The organism is Pseudomonas sp. GV047 (assembly GCF_003058245.1).
Classification (GTDB): Bacteria; Pseudomonadota; Gammaproteobacteria; order Pseudomonadales; family Pseudomonadaceae; genus Aquipseudomonas; species Aquipseudomonas marginalis.
This window is the reverse complement of record NZ_QCWA01000001.1, coordinates 160522-185212: the sequence shown is the minus strand read 5'-3', so window position 1 is coordinate 185212 and position 24691 is coordinate 160522. Positions and strand designations below refer to the sequence as shown.

23 protein-coding genes are annotated in these 24691 nt (G+C 62.3%); 3 read left to right on the top strand and 20 right to left on the bottom strand.

Features of this window, described 5'->3' with window-relative positions; translation table 11 throughout:
* Nucleotides 1–135 precede the first annotated feature (135 nt).
* Nucleotides 136–1032 (top strand): LysR substrate-binding domain-containing protein, encoded by an 897-nt coding sequence (locus C8K58_RS00910; RefSeq protein ID WP_098479194.1) that lies wholly within the window; start codon nucleotides 136–138, stop codon nucleotides 1030–1032.
* 40 nt (nucleotides 1033–1072) lie between these two features.
* Here C8K58_RS00910 and C8K58_RS00905 read toward each other — a convergent pair whose 3' ends face one another.
* Nucleotides 1073–2086: an ABC transporter substrate-binding protein gene (locus C8K58_RS00905; protein WP_108572725.1), complete on the bottom strand. Its 1014-nt coding sequence runs from the start codon at nucleotides 2084–2086 to the stop codon at nucleotides 1073–1075.
* A gap of 165 nt (nucleotides 2087–2251) precedes the next feature.
* Here C8K58_RS00905 and C8K58_RS00900 point away from each other — a divergent pair, with 165 nt between their 5' ends.
* Nucleotides 2252–2683, top strand: coding sequence for a hypothetical protein (locus C8K58_RS00900; protein WP_108572723.1), 432 nt, complete (start codon nucleotides 2252–2254; stop codon nucleotides 2681–2683).
* A gap of 9 nt (nucleotides 2684–2692) precedes the next feature.
* Here C8K58_RS00900 and C8K58_RS00895 read toward each other — a convergent pair whose 3' ends face one another.
* The 17 genes from C8K58_RS00895 to C8K58_RS00800 form a co-directional block, all read right to left on the bottom strand.
* A complete protein-coding gene (locus tag C8K58_RS00895; protein ID WP_108572721.1) occupies nucleotides 2693–3637 on the bottom strand; it encodes a class I SAM-dependent methyltransferase in 945 nt (314 codons plus the stop codon).
* Nucleotides 3638–3648: 11 nt separating this feature from the next.
* Nucleotides 3649–5022, bottom strand: a complete 1374-nt coding sequence (locus C8K58_RS00890) for an iron-containing redox enzyme family protein (RefSeq protein WP_108572719.1) — start codon at nucleotides 5020–5022, stop codon at nucleotides 3649–3651.
* A 200-nt stretch (nucleotides 5023–5222) separates the two neighbouring features.
* Nucleotides 5223–6305, bottom strand: a complete 1083-nt coding sequence (locus C8K58_RS00885; RefSeq protein WP_027607287.1) for a chemotaxis response regulator protein-glutamate methylesterase — start codon at nucleotides 6303–6305, stop codon at nucleotides 5223–5225.
* Nucleotides 6268–6798 carry a chemoreceptor glutamine deamidase CheD gene (cheD, locus tag C8K58_RS00880; RefSeq protein ID WP_027607288.1) on the bottom strand — a complete coding sequence of 177 codons (531 nt, stop codon included), beginning with the start codon at nucleotides 6796–6798 and terminating at the stop codon, nucleotides 6268–6270. The genes C8K58_RS00885 and cheD overlap by 38 nt, the downstream gene beginning before the upstream one ends.
* Nucleotides 6795–7604, bottom strand: a complete 810-nt coding sequence (locus C8K58_RS00875) for a protein-glutamate O-methyltransferase CheR (protein ID WP_092488757.1) — start codon at nucleotides 7602–7604, stop codon at nucleotides 6795–6797. Before C8K58_RS00875 ends, cheD begins: the two co-directional genes overlap by 4 nt.
* Nucleotides 7605–7613: 9 nt before the next feature.
* On the bottom strand, nucleotides 7614–8153 hold the full coding sequence (locus tag C8K58_RS00870) for a chemotaxis protein CheW (protein WP_027607290.1): 540 nt from the start codon (nucleotides 8151–8153) through the stop codon (nucleotides 7614–7616).
* A 36-nt stretch (nucleotides 8154–8189) separates the two neighbouring features.
* Nucleotides 8190–9848 carry a methyl-accepting chemotaxis protein gene (locus tag C8K58_RS00865; RefSeq protein ID WP_065948070.1) on the bottom strand — a complete coding sequence of 553 codons (1659 nt, stop codon included), beginning with the start codon at nucleotides 9846–9848 and terminating at the stop codon, nucleotides 8190–8192.
* A gap of 29 nt (nucleotides 9849–9877) precedes the next feature.
* Nucleotides 9878–11914, bottom strand: a complete 2037-nt coding sequence (locus C8K58_RS00860; RefSeq protein ID WP_098479188.1) for a chemotaxis protein CheA — start codon at nucleotides 11912–11914, stop codon at nucleotides 9878–9880.
* 40 nt (nucleotides 11915–11954) lie between these two features.
* Nucleotides 11955–12242 (bottom strand): lipid asymmetry maintenance protein MlaB, encoded by a 288-nt coding sequence (locus tag C8K58_RS00855; RefSeq protein WP_027607293.1) that lies wholly within the window; start codon nucleotides 12240–12242, stop codon nucleotides 11955–11957.
* A 22-nt stretch (nucleotides 12243–12264) separates the two neighbouring features.
* Nucleotides 12265–12633, bottom strand: a complete 369-nt coding sequence (locus C8K58_RS00850) for a response regulator (protein WP_027607294.1) — start codon at nucleotides 12631–12633, stop codon at nucleotides 12265–12267.
* A 9-nt stretch (nucleotides 12634–12642) separates the two neighbouring features.
* Entirely contained in the window at nucleotides 12643–13554 is a 912-nt protein-coding gene (locus C8K58_RS00845; protein ID WP_371918180.1) for a methyl-accepting chemotaxis protein, read from the bottom strand.
* 1574 nt (nucleotides 13555–15128) lie between these two features.
* Nucleotides 15129–16871, bottom strand: coding sequence for an ABC transporter substrate-binding protein (locus C8K58_RS00825; RefSeq protein WP_108572715.1), 1743 nt, complete (start codon nucleotides 16869–16871; stop codon nucleotides 15129–15131).
* Nucleotides 16872–16903: 32 nt separating this feature from the next.
* Nucleotides 16904–17176: a DUF2160 domain-containing protein gene (locus C8K58_RS00820; RefSeq protein ID WP_027607297.1), complete on the bottom strand. Its 273-nt coding sequence runs from the start codon at nucleotides 17174–17176 to the stop codon at nucleotides 16904–16906.
* Between the two features lie 10 nt (nucleotides 17177–17186).
* Entirely contained in the window at nucleotides 17187–17987 is an 801-nt protein-coding gene (locus tag C8K58_RS00815) for a carbohydrate ABC transporter permease (RefSeq protein WP_003174634.1), read from the bottom strand.
* 10 nt (nucleotides 17988–17997) lie between these two features.
* Nucleotides 17998–18864 (bottom strand): carbohydrate ABC transporter permease, encoded by an 867-nt coding sequence (locus C8K58_RS00810; protein WP_025858174.1) that lies wholly within the window; start codon nucleotides 18862–18864, stop codon nucleotides 17998–18000.
* Nucleotides 18861–19958, bottom strand: coding sequence for an ABC transporter ATP-binding protein (locus tag C8K58_RS00805; RefSeq protein ID WP_108572713.1), 1098 nt, complete (start codon nucleotides 19956–19958; stop codon nucleotides 18861–18863). The genes C8K58_RS00810 and C8K58_RS00805 overlap by 4 nt, the downstream gene beginning before the upstream one ends.
* The gene (locus C8K58_RS00800; protein WP_108572711.1) at nucleotides 19958–21052 is read right to left on the bottom strand and encodes an ABC transporter ATP-binding protein; all 1095 of its coding nucleotides are present in this window, start codon (nucleotides 21050–21052) and stop codon (nucleotides 19958–19960) included. The genes C8K58_RS00805 and C8K58_RS00800 overlap by 1 nt, the downstream gene beginning before the upstream one ends.
* Nucleotides 21053–21314: 262 nt before the next feature.
* On the opposite strand from C8K58_RS00800, the gene C8K58_RS00795 reads away from it, so the two are divergent.
* Nucleotides 21315–23132, top strand: coding sequence for a sigma-54-dependent Fis family transcriptional regulator (locus C8K58_RS00795; RefSeq protein WP_108572709.1), 1818 nt, complete (start codon nucleotides 21315–21317; stop codon nucleotides 23130–23132).
* Here the strand turns inward: C8K58_RS00795 and C8K58_RS00790 are convergent.
* Nucleotides 23129–24061: a FecR family protein gene (locus tag C8K58_RS00790; RefSeq protein ID WP_108572707.1), complete on the bottom strand. Its 933-nt coding sequence runs from the start codon at nucleotides 24059–24061 to the stop codon at nucleotides 23129–23131. The two genes, C8K58_RS00795 and C8K58_RS00790, sit on opposite strands and share 4 nt — an antisense overlap.
* Nucleotides 24058–24600, bottom strand: coding sequence for a sigma-70 family RNA polymerase sigma factor (locus C8K58_RS00785; protein WP_108572705.1), 543 nt, complete (start codon nucleotides 24598–24600; stop codon nucleotides 24058–24060). The genes C8K58_RS00790 and C8K58_RS00785 overlap by 4 nt, the downstream gene beginning before the upstream one ends.
* Nucleotides 24601–24691 lie beyond the last annotated feature (91 nt).

Sequence of the window (24691 nt, the reverse complement as noted above, 5' to 3'; positions counted from 1 at the left end):
CTAAGCATCTATTCTGTTTTTATCAAATATCAGAAAGTTATAGGGTTATGCCAAAGCAATGACAGGGTATTTGTGCCGCAAATACGGCACTTATGGCTCTTTATTTGGGCTAAAACTTGGTGTTTAATTCAATACATGAATAAATCAGAACAGTTAGCCAATGACCCTCCCCTGCGTGCCGTGCGGACGTTCGAAGCGTTTGCGCGCCATGGCGGGGTGAATGCTGCCGCACGCGAGCTGGACGTGTCCGCCTCTGCCATCAGCCATCAACTGCACCTGCTGGAAGACTTCCTGCGGCAGCCGCTGACCCTGCGCCAGGGCCGCAACCTGGTGCTGACCGATGAAGGGCGCGAGTATTACCGTGCCATCCGCTCGGCCTTTGCCGTGCTGCGCAGCGCCACCGAACATGTGCGCGAGAAAAGCGCCACCCGCCAGGTGACCATCAGCCTGATCCCGCTGTTTGGCATCAACCTGTTTATCCCGCGCCTGGAGAACTTCCTCAAAGACCACCCGGCGCTGGACATCAACGTGACCTACGCCAACCACCGCAGCTACCCCAGCGATGCCGCCGACCTGTCGATTCGCTTCGGCACCGGGCACTGGCCGGGCTATCACAGCGAACCCCTGATCTCCGGCGCGGTGACCCCCTATTGCAGCCGCAGCTTTCTCGCCCAACACGGCCCCATCGACACGCCCCAGGCCTTGAGCGAACTGCCGTTGCTGCACGATGAAGAACGCGGCACCTGGGGCCAATGGTTCGAGGCAGCCGAGGTCGACACCACGGCGCTGAATGGCTTGCTGCTCGAAGACGGCCAACTGGCACTCACCGCCACCCTCACCGGCCTGGGCTGCGCGTTGCTGCGCGCGCCGCTGGTAGCGCCCCATGTGGCCAATGGCGAGCTGGTGAAGCTGTTTGATCTGGAGGTCAATGATGGCCGCCAGTACTACCTGTGCCGGCGAGCCAACAGTGAGTTGTCGAGCGAGGGGAATGACTTGTATGACTGGATCAAGCGCAGCTTGAATGCGGTATAGGCATTGTGGAGATCCAAATGTGGGAGGGGCGGTTTACAGGTCAGCTGCCGTTACCGCCATGGGCCTCTTCGAAGAAGTAGTCCTTCCAGCTCGCCGCCTTGTTTTTCAGTACGCCCAGTTCCTGCAATTTCTCGGCGTAGATATAGGTACGCTGCGGCACGATAGTGAAATCGATTTCCGGGTCCTGGACGATTTTTTCCACCAGGTCCAACGGCAGCTTGGACTGTTCTACGCGGATGTACGCCTTGGCCGCTGCCGGTTTGTCGGCCTTGATGATCTGCTCGGCTTCGGCCAGCGCGGCGTAGAACGCCTGGTAGGTCTTGGGGTTTTCGTCGTGGAATTTCTGCGTGGTGTAGAGCACGTTGAACGTCGCCGGACCGCCGAGGATGTCGTAGGAACTGAGCACCTTGTGCACGTTGGGGCTCAGCAGCTCCTGGTACTGGAACGGCGGACTGGAGAAGTGCGCGTTGATCTCCGAACCACCGGCAATCAACGCGGCGGTGGCGTCGGGGTGGGCCAGGCTGATGGAGATGTCATCGAATTTCTTGTAGTGGGCATCGCCGAACTGCCTGGCGGTTTCGATCTGCAAGGTCCGCGACTGGAAACCCACCCCGGCGGCAGGCACGGCGATGCGGTCCTTCTCGCTGAAGTCCTTGAGGGTCTTGACCTTGGGGTTGTTGGTCAGCAGGTAGTTGGGCATCGAGCCCAAAGAGGCGATGGCCTTGACGTTCTGCTTGCCCCTGGTACGGTCCCACAGGGTGAGCATCGGCGGCACACCGGCGGACACCACATCCAGGGCGCCGGCCAGCAGCGATTCGTTCATGGCGGTGGCGCCGGAAATGCTGTTCCATTCCACCTGGATGTCCAGGCCCTGGGCCTTGCCGTGTTTTTCGATCAGGTGCTGGTCGCGCACCACATCGAGGATCAGGTAGCCGATGCCGAATTGCTGGGCGATGCTGATCTTGCCTTCGGCCTGGGCACCGGGGCTGAGCAAGACGCTGGCGGCGGCGAGGGACGCGGCCAGGAGGGTCAGGGAGGAACGCTTGAACGTCATGGGGAATCTGCCGCGTTTTCGAGAAGGTGATGGAGCGTAGCCGCGGTTTTTTAGACAGCAAAAGAATATCTGGGTCTATTGTTATGCAAATACCCCTAAAACGGCGCGCGGCTGGTATCGTGCCGCGCTTTGAAAAAACTGCCGCACACTGCGAGGAACTGCACGTTGAACACTGACGAAAAAATGACCGGGGACCTGTTCGAGGTGGATAAGCGCCTGTCACTCAAACCCGTGGTGGACTTCAACAGCTACGTGCGCAGCGCTTTCGGCGACGGTCCGTGCACCTGCATTCGTTGCACCGCCAGCGGCGGTGACGAAACCGGTTACGCGTTCCAGCACACCTTCAGCTTCGACAGCAAACCGACCCAGCGCCGCTTTGCCTCCACGGCGGGCAGTGATGTGTTGATGGCGCTGAAAAAGGCCTGGTTGTCCTTCACCAAGGCTGAGCTGCCTTCGAGTGGCCCGCTGGCGCTTGAGACGGTGAAGGAATTTGTCGAACCGCAGTTGCACAAGCGCCTGGCGCCGCTGTTCCTCGCCAGTGGGCTGGTCAAGGAGGTGGACGGCGAGTTGCACCTGCAGCCACAAGCTGCGGCCTGAACCTAATCGTCAGCGCAAACGGGTGACGGTGAGCGCCACCACGGCGATCCGCTCCACACGCTCATAGCCGGGCTTTTCCAGCTCTTCGCCGAACACATCGGGGTCAAGTTCGCGGTAGGTCCACCCAAAGGCATCGCTGTCCAGCAACGGCGTGACGGCGGCCAGGAACGGATCCTCCCCGGCGACAATCGCCACGCCGGTGTAGAGCACCAGGCTGCCGCCCAGGGCCAGGCGCCCAACGGCCTCGCCGGCGATGCGCACCGACAGTTGCTCGCCCAGTGCCCCGCCGCCATGCCGGTAGGCCCGCTGGCGGTCGTCATTCATGTAGGGCGGGTTGGCGACGATCAGGTCGAATGTCCCTTCGACGCCGCCCAGCACATCGCTGTGGTACGCCGTGACATTCGCCAGCCCGGCCAGCTCGGCATTCACCGCCGTCAGGCGCAGGGCGCGCGGGTTGATGTCCACCGCCAGCACCTCGGCGTCAGGCCGCGCCCGGGCAACCACCAATGCGCCTACACCGGCGCCGCAGCCGATGTCCACGGCGCGCTTGATCGGCTCGAAGCGCTGTTGCATATGGGCTTCGATCAGTTGGGCAAACCGATAGCTGTCAGGCCCGAAAAACACCGCGTCCGCTTGCGTGGTGGGGTACGCCGAGTGGGCAAACAGCAGGTCGTCCAGGCTCGACCAACGCACCGCACTGCGCCACAGCGCCTCATGTTTTTCGACCACCTCGGCCTGCTGCAGCTCCTCTCGAAACGCCTCCGGCAACAGCTCGCGGTCAAACGGCAGCGACCAGCCGAAGACGTCCCGCAGGTCCTTCGCCAGCGGCCTCCCCTGGCGCTGGAAAAACCGCTCATGGGTCAAGGGCGTTGGCGTGATGAAGCGGTAGCCATTTTCCTTCAACCCCCGGCCCAGGTTCAGCAGGGCGCGGTCGGCGAGTTGTTGTGCAGACATGGGTGATTTCCTTAGCGCAGGCGCGCACGCAGTTGGATAAAGCGGCGAGTGGCATACAACCCGGCGGGCGTGCAGTGACGCTGCGCCGACAGCCACGGGATCAGCGCATTGAGCTGCTGCTCATCAGGCAGGTTCCACAGCGAATCCACCAGCGCCTGGGTGTCCGGGTCGGACGGGCGATGCTGCTCGCGGGAGAAGCGGCTGCCGCGTCCGGGCCGCACGGGCGCCACACGTTGAGCGCTGATCCAGTCACCCGCGATCCAGTCGCGCAGCAGCTGTTTCTCATAGCCGCTGAACACGCCGAACATCGCCGCGCCCGCGCCTTCGATCAATTGCCAGAAGCGACTCTCGGCCGGATCCTGGTTGCGCTTGATCCAGCCCTTGTCTTCCAGGGCCTGGAGAAAGGCGCCGATCTGCCCCGGCCGCGCCAGCCATTGGTTGACGGTCTTGCCGTCGAAGCGGCAGTAATCCGAATGCATGTGCTGGCCGAACGTGCGCTTGCGTTCAAGCATGGCAACCACTTCGTCATTCAGGTTGAAGTCGTGGATAACCGCGCTGGTCCCCGGGCCGAGGTCATTCAGGCGATACCCCTCGGCCACCCGGCGATAGAAGTCCTCCCTGCCCTCCCCCAGCGGCAGCAGGTTCAACACCGACTGCGCGGCCTTGCAGGCGTGGCCGCTGCTGGCATTGTCGATGGTGACGTGGAGGGTGAAGTAATACGGGTCGATGCCCAGTTCGCTCAACTCATACGAGGTGATCAGCAGGTGCAACGGCAACTGCTCATAACCGAGGTTGAAACCGATGATCTCCGGCAGGAAGTCGTCGGCGCACAGGCCCAGCGCCAGTTGCAGGGCGCCTTGCAGGTAATGGTTGTCCTCAAGGCCGGCGTCGCTGTCGGCATCATGCTCGCTGAGTAATTTGCGGTAGATCACCACATGGTTCTGCGCCGCTTCGCCGTCACCCAGCTCTTCCAGGTAGGTGGTGAGCAGGCCGTCGAAACGCGGGTCGTGCCAATAGCGCAGCAGGCCATTGAGCCAGGCCCCGTCGACCTGTTTGGTCGGCGCCACGCGCTGCAGGAAATACAGCGCATGGGCCTTGTTCTGGAAATAACGACGTGGCCGGCCTTGCTGGCGTTGTTCCAGGTAATCGGCATAGGCCTGGGCCACGTCGGCACAGCGCTGTTCGATCCAGGCCGGCAGTTGTTCAGGCATCTGCGGCAACTCACTGGGCGCGTCGCGCACCTGCGCCAAGTGCGTGTGTAGAAACGCCCGCGCAACCTCTTCAGCGCCAGGGGCTTCGCCATACAGGTGTTGGTACAACCACTGGTACTGACCCGGTTGGGTGATGGAGGCCGGCTGGCCCGACAGCGCTGTGAGAAGCGTCATGATGGCAGTTTCCGCAAAGTCTGATCCAACCAGGCCTCCCGACAAGGAGGCCCCGCAAGCGCGCTCAACAGCACACGCGTCTAAAATGCAGAACCTGCGGGCATGGGGAAAATTCAATCGGGGTTGTGCGGCTGTGGATCAGTGGTCGTCAGTAGCCCACGCCGCGGATTCTGGCGCAGCGCAAAAGCCGGCGCGCGACGTCACTTATACAAGATCGCCTGATGGATATCCTCCAGCGCCATGATGCGCTGGGCGGCATTCAGCTTGATGGCCTCCTTGGGCATGCCGAACACCACGCAACTGGCCTCGTCCTGGGCCACCGTCGCGGCTCCGGCCTCGAGCATCTCCTTGAGCCCGCGCGCGCCGTCGTCGCCCATGCCGGTCATGATGATGCCGGTGGCGTTCCTGCCGGCGAACTTGGCCACCGAGCGAAACAGCACATCCACGGATGGCCGGTGCCGGTTGACCAAGGGCCCATCAATGACCTGGGCGTGATAATAGGCGCCGCTGCGGGTCACCATCAGGTGCTTGCCACCCGGCGCGATCAGGGCCAGGCCCGGCAGGATGCGGTCGTTGTTGCGCGCTTCGCGCACCTCGATCTCGCATACGCTGTTGAGGCGCTCGGCAAACGAGGCGGTGAACTTTTCCGGCATGTGCTGCACGATCACCATGCCGGGACACACCCTCGGCAGTGCCGTCAGAACCGCCTCCAACGCTTGGGTACCGCCGGTGGACGTGCCGATGGCGACGATACGCTCGGTGGTCTGTGCCATGGCATGGCCATTGGCGGCAGGCAGGATCGCATCCGCGGTGAGCTTGCTGGCCGGGGCCAGTGCCGGCGCCGGGCTGGCGCTGCGCTTGCCCAGGTTCCTGACGTTGGAGTTCGCTGCGGCGCGGATCGCGGCCACCAGCTCGGCCGCCGACTCGATCAGGAAACTCTTCAACCCGGTAGTGGGCTTGGTGATGATTTCCACCGCGCCCGCCGACAGCGCCTGCAGGGAGGTTTCCGCGCCTTTCTGGGTCAACGAGGAACAGATCACCACCGGCGTCGGCCGTTCGCTCATGATTTTCTTGAGAAAGGTGATGCCGTCCATGCGCGGCATTTCCACGTCCAGCACGATCACATCCGGCCATTCCCGGGCGAGTTTATCCATGGCGAAAATCGGGTCGGAGGCGGCGCCCATGACGTGGATATCCGGCGTATCGCTGAGAATCGCCAGCAGTACCTGGCGCACCACGGCCGAATCATCGACGAGCAGCACACTGATTTTTTTGGTAGGCATCTTGTTGAATTGTTCCCATTGGTTGGTGCCGGACCCAGACGTTGCCGTTCCACAGGTCGAACATGATCGTGCGGTAACCGGTACTGCCCATGTCCTGGGCCGTCAGGTGCAGGTGATAGCGCTCGGCCAGGGCCAGCGCCGCGCGAATATTCAGGCTGGCCACGTCCTGCGTCGGCAGGCGGCGCAGCTGGGGAAACATCTTGCCGCCGCCGAACAACTTGACCTGGTAATCCTGTGCATGGGTGCCATTGATCTCGGCGTGGCGCAGCAGCAGTTCCAGGGCTTCGTCGGCATATCGGCCGTCCAGGGGCTGATGGTCGCGCACGCGCCCCGGCAGCATGAAGTGACACATGCCGCCGATCAGCCGTTGCGGGTGCCAAAAGGTGATCGCCACGCAGGAGCCGAGCAAGGTGCGCAGGCGCGTCGGCCGCGTCGCAAAGCTGACCTGGCCAGGCGCCAATACCACTTCGGCCGTACCGACGGGCTTTTTCATGGCTTGCGGTAAATCGACGGCGCCACCAGCTTCAAGGTGTCATTGACACCGTGGAGGCTTTCCGAGTGACTGATGATCAGGTAACCGCCCGGCTTGAGCAGCGGCAACAGACGCGCGACCACCTGGCTCTTGGTCTGCTGGTCGAAATAAATCATCACGTTGCGCAGGAAGATCACCTCGAACTCACCCAGGGCCGGCAGCGCTTCGTTAAGGTTGACCTGGACAAAATTGACGCGGCTACGCAAGGCCTTGTCGATCAGCAAGGTGCCCTCCTGGCGACCAATGCCCTTGAGGCAGTACTTGGCCAGCAGCGGTTGGGGCAATGTCTCGGTGCGTTCCAGGGAGTAATGGCCGGTGCGCGCCTTGGCCAGCACTTGGGAGCTGATGTCCGAGCCGACCACTTCCCAGGGCGTGCTGCCGAGGCTTTCGGCCAGGGTCATCGCCAGGCTGTAGGGTTCTTCACCGGAGGAGCTGGCCGCGCTCCACACGCGAAACACCTTGCCCGGCGCGGCCCGGGGCAGCACGTGCTGACGCAGGAAGTCGAAGTGCTTGGGCTCGCGAAAAAAATAGGTTTCGTTGGTGGTCAGCAAATCCAGCGCAACCTGCAGTTCGCCCTTGCGCTGGTCATTCATGATCAGCTTGAAATACTCACCATAGCTGTGCAGCTCATAGTGTTTGAGGCGCTTGAACAGGCGCCCGGCCACCAGGGCTTTCTTGGTCGGCGACAGGTTGATGCCGGCCGCGCGGTACAGCCAGGTCTGGAACTGACCGAATTCATGGTCATCGATGGACACGGTGTCTGGCATGGTCGGGTCTCAACGCGGGTCGAGGTCGAGGGCCGGCGCCTGGCCGGCCTCGGCGAGGCTGGACATCTCATCGATGGACAGCACCTTGTCCACCTCCAGCACGATCACGAACTTGCCGTCGACCTTGGCCATGCCGCTGATGAAATCGGCGCGAATTCGTGCGCCGAAGTTGGGTGGCGGCTCGATCTGCGTCGCCGGGATCTCCCGCACCGCAGACACCGTATCGACCAGCAGCCCGATGTCCTGGGCCTGGCCATCTTCGGTACTCGCCTCGATGATAATCACGCAGGAGCGCCGGGTGATCGCCGAGTTGGCCCGGCCAAAGCGCGCCGACAGGTCGACCACCGGCACCACCGCGCCGCGCAGGTTGATCACCCCGCGTACGAACGCGGGCATCATCGGCACCACGGTCAGGCTGCCGTATTCGATAATTTCCTTGATCCCCAGAATGCCGATGGCGAACATTTCGCCGCCGAGCATGAAGGTCAGATACTGCGCATCCTCGTCGACCGCTGCTGCGGTCTGCCGAGTCGTCATTGCTGCACCCATGTCACTCTCCCTAGTAGGCCCGTATTGATCGTGGGATCAGAAGCGGGTGAAATCCGCTTCGTCCGGGGCACTGGCCATGGTGTAGGCGAACGCCTTGCGCTGCGCCGGTGGTTTTGGCTGTGGCGCCTGACGGTTGGGCTTGCTGCCCGGGCTGTCCACGCTGTTGCTTTGAACTGCGGCCTTGGGCGCTGAATCCAGCACGAAAAAGCTCATGGCCTGTTGCAGTTGCTCGGCCTGGCTGCTCATTTCTTCCGCCGTGGCCGCCAGTTCCTCGCTGCTCGAGGCATTTTGCTGGGTCACCTGGTTGAGCTGGGTCATCGCGGTGTTGATCTGCGCGACACCGGCGGCCTGTTCCTCGGACGCGGCGCTGATTTCCTGCACAAGGTCGGACGTTTTGTTGATGGAGGGCACCATTTCGTCGAGCAACTTGCCGGCTTTCTCGGCCATGTCCACGCTGCTGGAGGACAGTTCACCGATTTCCTGGGCGGCAACCTGGCTGCGTTCGGCCAACTTGCGCACTTCGGCGGCCACCACGGCGAATCCCTTGCCGTGCTCGCCGGCCCGAGCGGCCTCGATGGCGGCGTTGAGCGCGAGCAGATTGGTCTGGTAGGCGATGTCATCGATGATGCTGATGCGCTGGGCGATTTTCTTCATCGCCACCACGGTCTGCTGCACCGATTCGCCGCCCTCGGTGGCTTCCTTGGCGGCCTTGCTGGCCATGCCATCGGTGACCTTGGCGTTTTCGGTGTTCTGGTTGATGCTGGCACTCATCTGCTCGACCGACGCACTGGTTTCCTCGACGCTGGCGGCCTGTTCACTGGTGGCCTGGCTCATCGATTGCGCGGTGGCGCTGACTTCCTCGGAGGCGCTGGCCAGGTTGTCGGCGGCGTTACGCACTTCGCCGATAATATGGGCGAGCTTGCCGACCATGTTGCGCATGGCGTTGAGCACCATGCCGGTTTCATCCTTCCCGCCCGGCTCGATGTGCGCGTTGAGGTTGCCTTCGGCCAATTGCTCGGCGGCGCTCGCGGCCTGGCGCAATGGGCGGGAAATGATCCGCGCGATGAACATCGCCAGGCCCAGGCCGATCAACAGGGCCGCGACCAGTACCGCGATGATCGACACCCGCGCGCTTTCATACAGCGCTGAGCCCTTGTCACCTGCGGCCGTTGCGCCGGCATCATTGAGCTCGACCATTTTCTGCAGACGGGCCGTCACCTCATCGAAATGCCCCTTGGATTCTCCCCTGAGCAAACCGCGCGCCTGGGCTTCCTGGTTCTGGCGGGAAAACTCAAGCAACAGCTTGCTGGATGCCAGGTAGGCGTCCCAAGCGCTTTTCACACTGGCCAGGAGTTGCCTATCTTCATCGTTCGACAGCAACTGCTCGTAGTTGACCATGCGGGTTTCGAACTGTTGACGCGCATCAGCGGCCTCGCGTTCGGCCTGGGCCTTTTCCTCGGCAATCTCGGTGCCGATGTGGCGGTTCTCTTTCAAGCGATAGTTGGCGGCAAAAAAACGCATGCCTGCCGCGGCACGCATGGAGGGCATCCAGTTGCCCTTGATGTCCTGGGCGGCCTGGTTGACGGCACCGAGCTGGAGGATGGCGAAGCCGCCCATGGCCCCAGTGAGCGCCAGGACCACCAGGAATGAACAGATCAACTTGGTGGAAATCTTAAGATCGTAGAACCATTTCATCGGGGAACCTCCATGGAATTGCAAATGCGTCAGCGAGCGACGGCCGGTGGCGACTGAGGCGCCTGGGCCGTGCGGGCTTCCAGTTGTACGATTTGGTTGAGCAGTACCGGTACATCCAGGATCAGGGCCACCGCGCCGCTGCCCAATATGGTCGAGCCGCTGATGCCACGCAGTGCACCGAACAACTTGCCCAGGGGTTTGATCACGGTCTGGAACTCGCCGAGCAGGTCATCCACCACCAGCCCGGCCTTATGCTCGGCGTAACGCACCACCACCACATTCTGGCGTCGGGTCGCGGGGCCTTCGTGGCTGAAGTGGTCGCGCAGGTGCACCAACGGCAACACCTGGCCACGCAGGTCCAGGTAGCCCGTGTCGCGGCTGGACTGGCGCTGCTGTTCATCCAGCTCGATACACTCCTGGACCATGTCCAGGGGAATCACGTAGGTGGATTGGTCGATGCCGACCAGGAACCCATTGATGATCGCCAGGGTCAGCGGCAAGCGAATACGCACCACGGTGCCCTGGCCGGGGCGGCTGTCGAGGTCGACGGTGCCGCGCAGCAAGGTGATATTGCGCTTGACCACGTCCATGCCGACACCGCGCCCGGACAGGTTGGTCACCGCCTCGGCGGTGGAGAACCCGGCTTCGAAGATCAGGTTGTAGATCTCCTGGTCGGTGAGCACCGCACCGCTGGCCACCAGCCCGCGCTCCTGGGCCTTTTGCAGGATGCGATCGCGGTTGAGGCCGGCGCCGTCGTCAGCGATCTCGATGACGATGCTCCCCGAGTCGTGGTAGGCATTGAGGCTCAGATGGCCCTTGGCCGACTTGCCGGCCGCACGCCGCGCATCGGCGCTTTCGATACCGTGGTCCATGGCGTTGCGCAACAGGTGCATCAGCGGGTCGCCGATCTTCTCGACCACGGTCTTGTCCAGTTCGGTTTCCGCGCCGCTGATGCTCAGTTCGATGTCCTTGCCCAGCTCCTGGCTGATATCGCGCACCACGCGGCGAAAGCGGTTGAACGTGTCGCCGATGGGGATCATGCGCAAATGCAGGGCGCCATCGAGGATCTCTTCCACCAGCCCCGAGACTGTCGAGGAGGCCTCGTGCAACGGGTCGTTGTTACAGGACCGGGCCAGCAGGTTCGCGCCGGCGCTGGCGATGACCAGCTCGCCGACCAGATTAATCAATTCGTCGAGTTTGTCGGCGTTGACGCGCACGTAATTGCCGTCGCGGCTTTTCGCTTCGCCGGTCGCCAGGCGCTGCGGTGCAGCCGTCACAAGGGCTGGCTCGGCCTGCGTGCCCGGTTCGCCCGCCGGGGCCTGGGTGCTGTCGGGCGCTTCATCGACGGCACTGATGTGCACGTCACAGTCGTCACGCACGAAATCGAACACCTCGTTGAGGCTGGCATGGCTGGCGGTCGAGCGCAGGTCGATCTCGAAACCCAGGTAGCAGCTTTCCGGGTCCCAGCTGTCCATGGGCGGGATGCTGTCGGTCAGGGTGGCGACCTGTATCAACTGCCCCAAGGTCTCGAGGTAGCGCAGAAATGACAGCGGGTCCATGCCATTACGGAACACATCCGTGCCGAAGCGCAGGGAAATATGCCAAAGCACTTCGACCGCCACGTCGTCGGTCACCTCGGCGGTTTCGACGCTGGCAACGGCGGTTCGCATCGGCTGGTAGGCACTCAGCGCCTCGCGCAATGCCTCGCCGCGCTCCAGAGCGGCAGGGGTCGGCGTTTCACCGCGGTCAGCGACCACTTCGACCAGTTCGAGTATGTGGTCGCCGCACTTGAGCAGCAGCGCGATCAAGGCGGCGTCCACCGCCACACTGCCTTCGCGCAGGCGGTCAAGCACGTCTTCGACGATATGGGTGAACCCGACGATCGACGCCAGGCCGAAAAGGCCCGCCGAACCCTTGATGGTGTGCGCGGCGCGGAAAATCGCGCCGATGGCATCCTGGTCGCCGGGCTCGCTTTCCAATTGCAGCAGGGATTGCTCCATGGCCTGCAACAGCTCGCGCGCCTCAACGATGAATGTCTGTTGTGCCTGATCGAGATTGATGCTCACCGTGACTTTCCTTGTCGATCAAAAAACCTGGGAAGCGCGGCTATGAGGCCGCGCTGCGACACAGTTGGAGCGCCTGCGTGACCGCCTGGCTCTGGCCGGTCACGCTCAAGGCTATGCCGGCATTACCGGCCTCACGCCGGATGACCGCGAGCAACTGCAAGCCGGCGCCATCCATTTCCGTGACCTCAGACAGGTCCAGCTCCAGGCGGGGTGCCGCGCCCATCTGCGGCAGCAGCGCCGCCGCCAGTTCCGCTACGGTGTAGATCGTAAGCTCGCCGTCAATGCGCACGTGGGCCGTGTCGTCGAGTGTTTCAGTGGTAATCGGCATGGGAGCCTCCCTGGCGCCGGGGTCAAGGCAGGATCAGTTTAGACACAGCTGCCAACATCTGCGCAGGCTGGAACGGCTTGACCACCCAGGCCTTGGCGCCGGCGGCCTGGCCCTCGGCCTTCTTCGATTCCTGGGACTCGGTGGTGAGCATGATGATCGGGGTGAACTTGTAGTTGGCCAGCTTCTTGACCTCCTTGACGAAGGTGATGCCGTCCATGTTGGGCATGTTCACGTCGCTGATGATCAGGTGCACTTTCTGCCCGGTCAGCTTGCCCAGGGCATCCTTGCCGTCGCTGGCCTCGATGACGTCGTAACCGGCGCTTTTCAAGGCTATGCCGACCACTTGCCGCACGCTGCTGGAGTCGTCGACCACTAATACACTCTTCGCCATGATGTACTCCTAAAAGAAGGTGATGTCTTGAGAATTCTGCTGCACGGCCGCCTCTCCATGATGGAGGCGCCGTTGCTCGTCGGTGGCATAGGTGGCTTCCATGCGCGCCAGCCATTGGCGGGCGTCGACGGCCACCGGCTGGTCCGGGGCCTGGCTGGCCTGCAGGAGGTGCTCATGCAGGGCCTGCATGTTGTCGCGCACGTGGCTGAGGATCTGGCTGACCCGGTCCTGGAATTGCAGGTTGACCAGCACTTCGGTCATCTCATCCCGGATGCCGTAGCTTTCCTGCTTGAGCAGGTCGGCGGACTCGGCCAGGCGCCCGGTGATGTTCTGGAAGCGTTCGAGCACCACTTGAATACTGTTTTCGGACTCGGCCACCGAATGGCTGTCCTGGTCGGCACTGCTGGACGCGGCCTGGACCAATTGCGTAATGGCGTTGTTGATGATGTCGACCTTGGCCGACATCTGCTGGCCGGTTTCACTGGATTTGCTCGACAGGCTGCGCACCGCGTCGGCCACCACCGCAAAACCGCGCCCGGCCTCACCGGCACGCGCCGCCTCGATGGCGGCGTTGAGGGCCAGCAGGTTGGTTTGCGCGGCGATCGCCGCCACATCGGCGGCCATGGTCCGCAGTTCGCCGGTGTAGGCGGTCAGGCTGCGGACCTGGGCCAGGGTCTGGTCACGGCTGGTTTGGGTGGCCTTGAGCGAATTGATCACCTGGCTCAGCTCGCTGTCACTGCGTGCCAGCACCTCAAGCGCACCGTCGGCGGCCTGCCCGTCCAGTTCGCCGGCCGCGTGCTGCGAGGCTTGTACCGTTTCCTGCAAGCGTGCGGCGATCCCGGTGAAACGGTTGGCCAGGCTCACGATCGCTTCTTCGGTCTGATGGCGCGAGCTTTCCACCTGCTTGGCCCAGATGGGCATGGCGCCCAGCAATACCTCATCGAGCTGGGCACGGGAGGCCATGCCGTCGTGCGCCGCGTGCGCATCTGACTGATCCGCCTGTGCAAGCGCTTGCTGCATTGCGTTGCGCTGCGAACTCGCACTCCAGGCACAGGCACCGAGGCCGATCAGCACCAGTACCGTGCAAGCCAGCAGATTGGCCGGCGAGGTTGATTGCACAAGTATCCACAACACGGCGGGCACGACCGGGATCAAAGCGAACCAGCGAAAACGCGGATAAACGGGAAGAGGCAGGCGGCTGGATTGGCGCTGGGGCATGAGTTCGATCCTTGAACGTTGTTGCGGATGTAAGTGACATAGTTGTTATCTGCGCTGTAACTTGCAACTTGAGGCGACTTGAGTGCCTTCCGTCTGGTTTATGACCGCAGGGTGACAGGCCGGGCAATTCTGGGTCCTTGTTCCTGAAGGATCAGCGGTGGTTTACCGAACAGGGGGTTGTCGCAAGCGCTGGCTAGCGAGTCTGTCTTTCAGGCTGAAAAATCTCTTTGTGGTGAGGGCGGTTGGTTCCGTGGCGGCCTTCGGGCCGACCATGTCGTTGGGTTTGACCGAGTACATATCCGTTGCTGCGGTCACGGCTGCCTACGGTTCCGCCCTTACGGCGGGTCACTTTGGAAAAGCCCCAAAGTAACCAAAGGGCTCTTGCCCCACCACTCGGTACCTCGCCTAGGCTCGGTATGCCCGAACGCAGGCTTGAATCCGTGGGCCGCCGTCATGGGCCATCCCTGGCCCAGGACGGCTAACCCGGCGTCCTGCCGGGTTACCCACGGATTCAAGCCTGCGTTCGGCCAGCGTGGTTAACGGGGCGCCTAGGATCAAGATCAAAAGCCAGAGCAAAAGCAGAGCAAAAGCAGACCGAGTTCTAGCTGATATGTGGAGATCCAAATGTGGGAGGGGCGGTGCGACGATTCGACTTGCCCCCGATGAGGGAGTGTCAGTCACTTATTTTTTAACTGACCCGGCGCTATCGGGGGCAAGTCGAATCGTCGCACCGCCCCTCCCACATTTTTAACCGAGTACACCAGACCCAACTCCGGTCGGCTCTAAGGCCGCCGCGCTTCGGCTTTTGATCTCAAATCGCCCCGTCAAACACGCTGGCCGAACGCAGGCTTTGGAGCGTGGGTAACCCGGCAGGACGCCGGGTTAGCCGCGCTGGGCCAGGGATGGCCCATCGCGGCGGCCCACGCTCCAAAGCCGGAGTGAGGGCACACCGAGCCTAGGCGAGGTGCCGAGTGTTGGGGCGAAGACCTTTTGGTTACTTTTGGGTCTTTCCAAAAGTGACCCGCTGTAAGAGCGGAACCGTAGGCAGCCGTGACCGCAGCAACGGATATGTACTCGGTCAACTCCAAATACATGGTCGGCCCGAAGGCCGCCACGGAAGCAAGCTTCCTCGCCACAGACCAATGAAAATTGTGTAGACACCCATACTCAGGATTACCTGACCACCGCGCGCCATCGGTCACAGAGCTGCGCCTTTATGTTTGCACCAAAACAAAACGGCACCTGGGTGCCGTTTTGTGTTCCACGCCCCGGCACGTTTACTTACGCGCTGCCTCCCACTGCTTGAGCAGATCGCCATAGGCCACGGTCTCGCCTTTCGGTTTCTCGTTGGCCAGTTTCGGTTTCGGCGCGCCCGGCTGGTCGAACCAGTATTCCGCGTCACGCTCGGGGTTCATTTTCGGGCCGCACACCGGTTGCACCTTGGAGCGCTCCAGGCGCGTCATGATCGCGTCCTGCTCCTTGGCCAGGTTGTCGAGGGCCTGTTGCGGGGTTTTCTCGCCGCTGGCGGCGGCGGCGATATTGCTCCACCACAGTTGCGCCAGACGTGGGTAGTCCGGCACGTTGGTACCGGTCGGGGTCCACTCGACCCGCGCCGGGCTGCGGTAGAACTCCACCAGGCCACCGAGTTTCGGCGCCATGTCGGTCATGGCCTGGGAGTTGATGTCGGACTCACGAATCGGCGTCAGGCCAACGATGGTTTTCTTCAGGGACACGGTTTTCGAGGTGACGAACTGCGCGTAGAGCCAGGCCGCGAGTTTCTGTTTCTCCGGGGTGGACTTGAGGAAGGTCCAGGAACCCACGTCCTGGTACCCCTTCTTCATGCCTTTTTCCCAATACGGCCCGACCGGCGACGGCGCCATGCGCCATTTCGGCGTGCCGTCGGCATTCACCACCGGCAGGCCCGGCTTGGTCATGTCGGCGGTAAACGCGGTGTACCAGAAGATCTGCTGGGCGATGTTGCCCTGGGACGGCACCGGGCCGGATTCGGAGAAGGTCATGCCCGCCGCTTCCGGTGGCGCATAGGCTTTCATCCAGTCCACGTATTTCTGCGTGGCGAACACCGCCGCCGGGCCGTTGGTGTCGCCGCCACGGGTGACGCTGGAGCCTACCGGGTGGCAGTCCTCCACGCGGATGCCCCACTCGTCCACCGGCAAACCGTTGGGCAGGCCCTTGTCGCCGCCGCCGGCCATGGAGAACCAGGCATCGGTGAAGCGCCAGCCCAGGGACGGGTCTTTCTTGCCGTAGTCCATGTGCCCATAGATGCGCTTGCCGTCGATTTCCTTGACGTCTTCGCTGAAGAATTTGGCGATGTCTTCATAGGCCGACCAGTTCACCGGCACGCCGAGGTCATAGCCGTATTTTTCCTTGAACTTGGCTTTCAGCTCCGGACGCTCGAACCAGTCGGCGCGGAACCAGTAGAGGTTGGCGAATTGCTGGTCGGGCAACTGGTAGATCTTGCCGTCCGGCGCGGTGGTGAAGGAGATGCCGATAAAGTCCTTGATATCCAGGGTGGGCGAGGTGAAGGCCTTGCCTTCGTTGGCCATCAGGTCGGTGATGGATTCGGTCTTGCCATAGCGAAAGTGCGTACCGATCAAGTCGGAATCGTTGACCCAGCCGTCATAGATATTCTTGTCGGACTGCATCTGGGTTTGCAGTTTCTCCACCACGTCGCCTTCCTGCAGCAGGTCGTGGGTCAGCTTGATGCCGGTGATTTCGCTGAAGGCCTTGGCCAGCACCTTGGATTCGTACTCGTGGGTGGTGAGGGTTTCCGACACCACGTTGATCTTCATCCCACGGAACGGTTCGGCGGCCTTGATAAACCACTTCAACTCCTCAAGCTGCTGGTCGGCCGTGAGGGTCGACGGCTTGAACTCGCTGCCGATCCATTTCTTCGCCGCATCTTCATACGCATCAGCCCAGGCCGAAGCGCTCAAACCGCTGAGGGCCAGTACGGCGGCCAATGAAATGCTATGTCGCAGCTTATTGTTCTTATTCAACATAGAGACCTCCTGGTTGTTTATTCATAAGGGCACTAGCCCCAACGCATCACACTCAACAGCCATACCAGGGAGAGCGCGGACGCTACCCAGATGCTCCAGTCGGTAACGCCGATCACCAGCAAATGCAGGTAGGCGCTGCCGAGAAGACCGATAAACAAGCGATCACCACGGGTGGTGCTGATCGGCAGGACGCCGCGCCGCGGGATGCTCGGCGAGCGCAGCTCCCAGGTGGTCATGCCCGCCAGAATCAGGGCAATGCCGCCAAAGAACAGTGCAGTAGGGGTGGTCCAGGCCATCCATTCCATCATCGACTCCTCAGACCCGGCCCAGGGCAAAGCCCTTGGCCACGTGGTTGCGAACAAACCAGATCACCAGCATGCCGGGCAGGATGGTCAACACCCCCGCCGCTGCCAGCACGCCCCAATCGATACCCGAGGCCGACACCGTGCGGGTCATCACCGCCGCGATGGGCTTGGCGTTGACCGAGGTCAGGGTGCGCGCCAGCAGCAGCTCGACCCAGGAAAACATGAAGCAGAAAAACGCGGTCACACCGATGCCGGAGCCGATCAACGGGATAAAAATCTTCACGAAGAACTTGGGAAAACTATAGCCGTCGATGTAGGCGGTTTCGTCGATTTCCTTGGGCACCCCGGACATGAAGCCCTCCAGGATCCACACCGCCAGCGGTACGTTGAACAGGCAGTGGGCCAAGGCCACGGCGATGTGCGTGTCGAACAGGCCGATGGACGAATACAGCTGGAAAAACGGCAGCAGGAACACCGCCGGTGGCGCCATGCGGTTGGTCAACAGCCAGAAGAACAGGTGCTTGTCACCCAGGAAGCGGTAGCGCGAGAAGGCATAGGCTGCCGGCAACGCCACGCTCAGGGAAATCACCGTGTTCAGGCTCACGTAGTACAGCGAGTTGAGGTAACCGGTGTACCAGCTCGGGTCGGTGAAGATCACCTTGTAGTTGGCCAGGGTGAAATCCTGCGGAAACAGGGTCAGGCCGCCGAGGATTTCGGTGTTGCTCTTGAAGGACATGTTCAGCAGCCAGTAGATCGGCACCAGCAGGAACAGGATGTAGATCAGCAGCGGAATAACCTTGCGCTTGCTCATGTTGGCGGCCTCAGCGGTTGGCGTCGGAGTGGGTCATGGCGGTGTAGAACAGCCAGGACACCAACAGGATGATCAGGAAGTACACCAGGGAAAACGCCGCCGCCGGGCCCAGGTCGAATTGGCCTACGGCCATCTGGGTCAGCGTCTGACTGAGGAACGTCGTGGCATTACCCGGCCCGCCCCCCGTGAGGACGAAGGGCTCGGTGTAGATCATGAAGCTGTCCATGAAGCGCAGCATCACCGCGATCAGCAGCACGCTTTTCATCTTCGGCAACTGGATATGCCGGAACACCGCCCACGCCGAAGCCCGATCGATACGTGCGGCCTGGTAGTACACATCCGGGATCGCTCGCAGCCCGGAATAACACAGCAGCGCCACCAGTGAGGTCCAGTGCCACACATCCATCACCAGCACGGTGACCCAGGCGTCCATGGTGTTGGCCGCGTAGTTGTAGCTGATGCCCAGGGCGTTGAGGCTGTAGCCCAACAGGCCGATATCGGCGCGGCCGAAGATCTGCCAGATGGTGCCCACCACGTTCCACGGAATCAGCAGCGGAATGGCGAGGATGATCAGCACCAGCGACGACCAGCGGCCCTTGGTCGGCATGGTCAGGGCGATGGCGATGCCCAGGGGGATTTCGATCAGCAGCACGCAGGCCGAGTAGATGAACTGGCGCAGCAGCGAGTCGTGCAGGCGCGGGTCGAGCAGCACCTGTTTGTACCAGTCGGCGCCGACAAAGTAGCGGCTGGACTGGTCGAAGATGTCCTGCACCGAATAGTTGACCACCGTCATCATCGGGATCACCGCACTGAACGCCACCAGCAGGAACACCGGCAACACCAGCCACCAGGCCTTGTTGTTCTGCACCTTGTTCATGGCTGCACCTCCAGCAGGTAATCGTCGGCATACACCATCAGCCACTGCGCGGGAAAGCTGATGGACGCCCTGCCCTCGGGCACCGGTTTGTCTTCGGCCAGGCGCACTTTGAGGGTGGCGCCGTCGAGGTTGAGGGTCATGATCTTGTAGGTGCCGAGGTCTTCGAGGTGAGTGACATCGGCTTGCAGGGCGTCAGGGTTGTACTCGTCCCATACGTGAATGAATTCCGGGCGGATCCCCACCTGCAGCGTCTTGTAGTCGCTGCCGGCAATGCGTTGCTGCAAGGCCTCGGACAACGGCAGAAGCGTGCTGGCAAAGCGCACACCACCGGCCTCGGCCTGCACCTCGATCAGATTCATCCCAGGGCTACCGATGAAATAGCCGACAAAGGTGTGGCTGGGCCGCTCGAACAACTCACGGGGCGTGCCGAACTGCACGATCTGCCCGCCGTACATCACCGCGATCTTGTCGGCGAAGGTCGAGGCCTCAAGCTGGTCATGGGTGACGTAGACCATGGTGATATTGAACTGCTCATGGATCTGCTTGAGCTTGCGCCGCAGCTTCCACTTCAGGTGCGGGTCGATCACCGTCAGCGGTTCGTCAAAGAGGATGGCCGACACATCATCCCGCACCAGGCCACGGCCCATGGAGACTTTCTGTTTTTCGTCGGCGGTGAGGTTGCGGGCTTTTTTGCTCAGCAGGTTTTGCAGGTCGAGGACTTCGGCGATTTCCTGCACCTTGCTGTGAATTTTCGCCTCGGCCATGCCCTGGTTTCGCAGGGGAAAGGCCAGGTTATCGAACACGGTCATGGTGTCGTACACCACCGGGAACTGGAACACCTGGGCGATGTTGCGTTTTTCCGGGGTGAGGTCGTTGACCACTCGGGTATCGAACAGCACCTGCCCTTCGGACGGGCTGAGCAGGCCGGAGATGATGTTGAGCAACGTCGACTTGCCGCAGCCCGACGGCCCGAGCAAGGCGTAGGCACCGCCCTGCTCCCACACGTGATTCATTGCCCGGATAGCGTAGTCCTCAGGGCCGCTCGGCGTGGGACTGTAGCTGTGCGCCAGGTTCTGCAAATGGATCTCGGCCATCAGGCAACCCTCGCGACGCGGCGCCCGGGGGCCTGGACCAAACGGCCCTGGCCATCGAACACAAACAGTTTATGGGTGGGGATGTACACGCGGATCGGCGCGTCGACGTCGTACTCATGCACCCCCGGCAGGTGCAGCACCAGCAGGAAGTGCTCGCTGCGCACATGCAGGAAGGTTTCCGAACCGCTGATCTCGGCGACTTCCACGGTCACCGCCAGCTCGAGGTCGTCGTCGTTGCTCGGCACCAGGCTGATATGGCTGGGGCGCACACCAAAGCGGAATTCGCCTTCGCCGATGGGGCGCAGGTCGACGTTCAGCGGGAAGTGCACGAAATTGGCGAAGCTCACCTCGTTACCGCTGATACGTCCCGGCATCAGGTTGATCGGCGGCTCGGAAAACAGCTCGGCGGCCAACACCGTTTGTGGTTGGTGATACACCTCGGCAGCCTTGCCGCTCTGGATCACCCGGCCTTCGTGAAGAATGGTGGTGGTGCCGCCCAGGGCCAGGGCCTCGTTCGGTTCGGTGGTGGCGTAGATGGCGATGGTGTGCCGCGCCTTGAACAGCTCGCGCATTTCCTGACGCAGCTCTTCGCGCAGTTTGTAGTCCAGGTTCACCAGCGGCTCGTCGAACAGGATCAGTTCGGCATCTTTCACCAACGCGCGGGCCATGGCCGTGCGTTGCTGCTGGCCCCCGGACAACTCCAGCGGGTGACGTTGCAGGAATTTCTCGATGCGCAGCATCCGCGCGGTTTCCAGCACCTTGCTCTGGATCAGCTCGTTGGACACACCGGCCTGGCGCAACGGCGAGGCGATGTTTTCGAACACGGTCATGGTCGGGTAGTTGATGAACTGCTGATACACCATCGACACGTTGCGCAGGCGCACCGGCTTTTGCGTGACATCCACGCCGTTCATCAGGATGCGCCCGCTGTCGGGCTTGTCCAGGCCCGCCATCAGGCGCATCAGGCTGGTCTTGCCGGACAGGGTGCGGCCAAGCAGGACGTTGAAGGAGCCGGCTTCGAAGCGCAGGTTGGCGTCGTCGATCCAGGTTTGGCCTTCGACGACGCGGGAGACATGTTCCAGGGTCAATGACATGACACGACCTTTTTATTATTGGAATGAATCTGGCCAGTCGTCAGAGCGAGTTTCATGCCAAAAACGGCAGGTGCTTGATCCGCAAGGAAATGGGTTGAACGTGATGTTCAGGAGCGAACAGAAATGAACAGGTCTGGCTGAACAACTGAACAATCCGGGGGTTGACAATGAACAGTTATGAACAACACTCTTTGAACCCGATTGACTTCGTTGCATCCGTTGATTGTGCAAGACCCCAAAACAATAAAAAGAAGGTCGCCCCATGGCCGAACCCCTGGCTCACGACACCCTTATCCAGGAATCCTGGCGCCGTTGCCGCGCCTTCGGCCTGGACCACCAGAGCACGCCCAGCTTCGATCAACTGCCCGCCGAGGGCATCAGCCAATTGCTGGAAAGCCAGCATTCCCTGGTGCAGACCACGCACCAGGAAGTCCTGCCCTACTACGAAAACATCCTGAGCAATTCCAACTGCCTGATCATGCTGGCCGACAACCAGGGCCAGGTGCTGACCAGCTGGGGCACCCAGCGCTTTATCGAGCCCAAGCTGGCCCGGGGGTTCAGCGCCGGCGCAAGCTGGATGGAGCGTTCCAGCGGCACCAATGCCATCGGCACCGCGCTGGCCTGCGCCCAGGCGGTGCATATCGAACATGACGAACACTTCCTCAAGGCCAACCGCTTCATGACCGGCTCGGCAGCGCCGATCTTCGATGCCCAGCGCGAAATCATCGCGGTGCTGGATGTGTCCAGCGACAGCTACCTGCCGCCCTCCCACACCCTGGGCATGGTCAAGATGATGAGCCAGACCGTGGAAAACCGGCTGATCCTCAACCTGTTTCGCGGCGAACACTTCCAGCTGACCTTCAACACCGGCCTGAGCAACCTCGACAGCCAATGGGCGGGCCTGCTGATCTTTGACGAGAGCGGCCAGGTGCTCTCGGCCAACCGCCGGGCCGACAACCTGCTGGGCATCAGTCTGTCGCGGGTGATGATCGACAGTCTGTTCAAGGTGTCGCTGCTGGAGTTGCTCAATCAGCCGGAGGGCCTGCCCTTTTCGCTGCAGGCGGCCGGACGCAATCGCTTCCAGTGCCTGCTGAAGCGGCCGAAGCAGATGCCGGTGCAGGCCCGCGTGTTCAGCGAGCCCGTTGCGCCAAAGCCCGCCGCGATTGGCCTGAAGACCTTGCACTTTGGTGATGTGCGCGTGGAAAAAGCCGTGCGCCAGGCCGAGCGCCTGCTGGAGAAGGACATCCCGCTGCTGATCCACGGGGAAACCGGGGTGGGCAAGGAAGTCTTCGTCAAGGCCCTGCATCAGGCCAGTTCCCGCAGCCAGCAGGCGTTTATCGCGGTGAACTGTGCGGCGATTCCCGCCGAGCTGGTGGAATCGGAACTGTTCGGCTACGAAAAAGGCGCGTTCACCGGCGCCAACCAGAAAGGCAGCATCGGCCTGATCCGCAAGGCCGACAAGGGCACGCTGTTCCTCGATGAAATCGGCGATATGCCGCTGCCGACGCAAGCGCGCCTGCTGCGGGTATTGCAGGAGCGTTGTGTGCAGCCGGTGGGCAGCAGCGAGTTGTTCCCGGTGGATTTGCGCATCATCTCGGCCACTAACCGAGCCTTGCGCGAGCAGGTCCAGGCCGGGCGCTTTCGCGAGGACTTGTACTACCGCATCGGCGGCCTGACCCTTGAATTGCCGCCGTTACGCGAGCGCAGCGACAAGCGGGCGCTGTTCCAGCAGCTGTGGCAGCAACACCGGGAGCCAAGCCAATGGGCCGGGCTCAGCGCCGAGGTGCTGGCGCTGTTCGAACAGCACCCGTGGCCCGGCAACCTGCGCCAGGTGAGCAGCGTGCTGCAGGTGGCGCTGGCGATGGCCGAGGAACAGCCGATCCGTCCGGAGCATCTGCCGGACGATTTTTTTGTCGATTTGAACCTGACGGCGCCACTGCCCGCCAGTGAACACCTGGATGCCAGCATCGACCTGACCCAGCGCTTGAAGGCCGCCGGCGGGAATATTTCCCACCTGGCGCGGGAGCTGGGCGTGAGCCGCAACACCCTGTACAAGCGCCTGCGCCAGAACGAACGCTAGCGCGGCTTGACCACCACCAGCAGGTCGGTGAAGTACTCCACCTGGATCGGCAGGTTATCCGCCAGGGTCGACAGCGCCGCCGCCGTGTCATCCAGCTTGAACACCCCCGTCACCCGCAGGTTCTGCAAGGCCTGGGGGTCGAAGCGCAGCAGGCCGTGGCGGTAGCTGGCCAGGGTTTGCAGCACTTCGCTCAGGGGTTGGTCGTTGACCTTGAGCAGGCCACGGGTCCAGGCGTCCGGGTCGGTGTCGTCGGTGGCCTGGGGCGGTTGGGCGCGACCATGGTCGAGGATCGAACGCTGGCCGGCAGTGACCTTGACCCCTTCGCTGCTGTCCCCTTTGACCCCCACGGTGGACTCGATCACCGTCACCACCGTCGTGCCGTCTGGCGCGCGCCTGACCAAATAACGCGTGCCCAGTGCCGTCGCCGTGCCTTGGTCGGTACGCACCACGAAGGGCCGTTGCGCATCCTTGGCCACGTCGACCCAGAGTTCGCCTTGCAGCAGTTCGATCACCCGTTGGTGGCCGTCGAATTTCACGTCCACCGCCGAGTTGCTGTTGAGTTGCAACTGGCTGCCGTCTTCAAGAGCGATCTGGCGCCGCTCGCCCACGTCGGTGCGCTGGTCGGCCATCCACACCGGCAGGTGCGTAAGGCCCAGCCAGCCGCAGAGTAATACGCCGAGCACGCCCATCGCCTGGGCACCGCGCGCGTGACGCGGGGCAAATGCGCGGTTCAGGGCCACGTGTGCGGGTTGTGCAGGCAAGGTATCGAGGCTGCCCCACAGCGCGCGCATGCGGTCGATGGCAACCGCGTGGCGAGGGTCGGCCTGGCACCAGGCGTTGAAGGCCTGACGCTCGGCGTCGCTGACCTCTTCGTCGTGCAGGCGGGTCAGCCAATTCGCCGCTTGCTGGATGATCTGTTCGGAACTCATGCCAGCGGGTCTGCCGCGTGCAGGCTGTGGTAGCAGTGCACCAGGGCGCTGGAGATGTAGTTTTTGACAGTGCTGGCGGACACCTCCAGGCGCGTGGCGATTTCGCTGTAGGTCAGCCCGTCGAGGCGACTCAACAGGAAGGCTTCGCGAGCCTTGGCGGGCAAGCCGGCAAGCATTTCGGCGATGCGTTCCAGGGCTTGCAGGGCCACATGGATCGCGGCCGGGTCGGGCATGCCGGCATCCTCGCCCTGGATCACCAGGGCTTCCATGTAGGCTTTTTCAATGCGTCGACGCCGGGCGCCATCGATCAGCAGGCGCCCCGCCGTGGTGGCCAGGAAGGCCCGGGGTTCCTGGATATTTTGCGGCTCGGCCAGCATCAGCACACGGATGAAGGCATCGTGGGCCAGGTCGGCGGCGTGCTGGGAACACCCCAGTTTTCTGCGCAGCCAGCCTTGCAACCAGCCGTGGTGCTCGCGGTACATCGCCGTAAGGGTCTGCTGACGCACTGAATCGCCCAGCTCGGCCGGAATGTCATGCATGCGCAAAAGAGTCTCAAATGGGAAGAGTTACCAATTGCGCAAACAATGCCAGTAAAACGATAGTGGGGCAAGGGGCGCACAAGCCCCCTCC

Excerpts from the sequence above, each read along its gene's own strand:
- C8K58_RS00910 (WP_098479194.1), top strand. The coding sequence starts at position 136 with ATGAATAAATCAGAACAGTTAGCCAATGACCCTCCCCTGCGTGCCGTG.
- C8K58_RS00905 (WP_108572725.1), bottom strand. The coding sequence starts at position 2,086 with ATGACGTTCAAGCGTTCCTCCCTGACCCTCCTGGCCGCGTCCCTCGCC.
- C8K58_RS00895 (WP_108572721.1), bottom strand. The coding sequence starts at position 3,637 with ATGTCTGCACAACAACTCGCCGACCGCGCCCTGCTGAACCTGGGCCGG.
- C8K58_RS00890 (WP_108572719.1), bottom strand. The coding sequence starts at position 5,022 with ATGACGCTTCTCACAGCGCTGTCGGGCCAGCCGGCCTCCATCACCCAA.
- C8K58_RS00885 (WP_027607287.1), bottom strand. The coding sequence starts at position 6,305 with ATGCCTACCAAAAAAATCAGTGTGCTGCTCGTCGATGATTCGGCCGTG.
- cheD (WP_027607288.1), bottom strand. The coding sequence starts at position 6,798 with ATGAAAAAGCCCGTCGGTACGGCCGAAGTGGTATTGGCGCCTGGCCAG.
- C8K58_RS00875 (WP_092488757.1), bottom strand. The coding sequence starts at position 7,604 with ATGCCAGACACCGTGTCCATCGATGACCATGAATTCGGTCAGTTCCAG.
- C8K58_RS00870 (WP_027607290.1), bottom strand. The coding sequence starts at position 8,153 with ATGGGTGCAGCAATGACGACTCGGCAGACCGCAGCAGCGGTCGACGAG.
- C8K58_RS00865 (WP_065948070.1), bottom strand. The coding sequence starts at position 9,848 with ATGAAATGGTTCTACGATCTTAAGATTTCCACCAAGTTGATCTGTTCA.
- C8K58_RS00855 (WP_027607293.1), bottom strand. The coding sequence starts at position 12,242 with ATGCCGATTACCACTGAAACACTCGACGACACGGCCCACGTGCGCATT.
- C8K58_RS00850 (WP_027607294.1), bottom strand. The coding sequence starts at position 12,633 with ATGGCGAAGAGTGTATTAGTGGTCGACGACTCCAGCAGCGTGCGGCAA.
- C8K58_RS00845 (WP_371918180.1), bottom strand. The coding sequence starts at position 13,554 with ATGCCCATCTGGGCCAAGCAGGTGGAAAGCTCGCGCCATCAGACCGAA.
- C8K58_RS00825 (WP_108572715.1), bottom strand. The coding sequence starts at position 16,871 with ATGTTGAATAAGAACAATAAGCTGCGACATAGCATTTCATTGGCCGCC.
- C8K58_RS00820 (WP_027607297.1), bottom strand. The coding sequence starts at position 17,176 with ATGGAATGGATGGCCTGGACCACCCCTACTGCACTGTTCTTTGGCGGC.
- C8K58_RS00815 (WP_003174634.1), bottom strand. The coding sequence starts at position 17,987 with ATGAGCAAGCGCAAGGTTATTCCGCTGCTGATCTACATCCTGTTCCTG.
- C8K58_RS00810 (WP_025858174.1), bottom strand. The coding sequence starts at position 18,864 with ATGAACAAGGTGCAGAACAACAAGGCCTGGTGGCTGGTGTTGCCGGTG.
- C8K58_RS00805 (WP_108572713.1), bottom strand. The coding sequence starts at position 19,958 with ATGGCCGAGATCCATTTGCAGAACCTGGCGCACAGCTACAGTCCCACG.
- C8K58_RS00800 (WP_108572711.1), bottom strand. The coding sequence starts at position 21,052 with ATGTCATTGACCCTGGAACATGTCTCCCGCGTCGTCGAAGGCCAAACC.
- C8K58_RS00795 (WP_108572709.1), top strand. The coding sequence starts at position 21,315 with ATGGCCGAACCCCTGGCTCACGACACCCTTATCCAGGAATCCTGGCGC.
- C8K58_RS00790 (WP_108572707.1), bottom strand. The coding sequence starts at position 24,061 with ATGAGTTCCGAACAGATCATCCAGCAAGCGGCGAATTGGCTGACCCGC.
- C8K58_RS00785 (WP_108572705.1), bottom strand. The coding sequence starts at position 24,600 with ATGCATGACATTCCGGCCGAGCTGGGCGATTCAGTGCGTCAGCAGACC.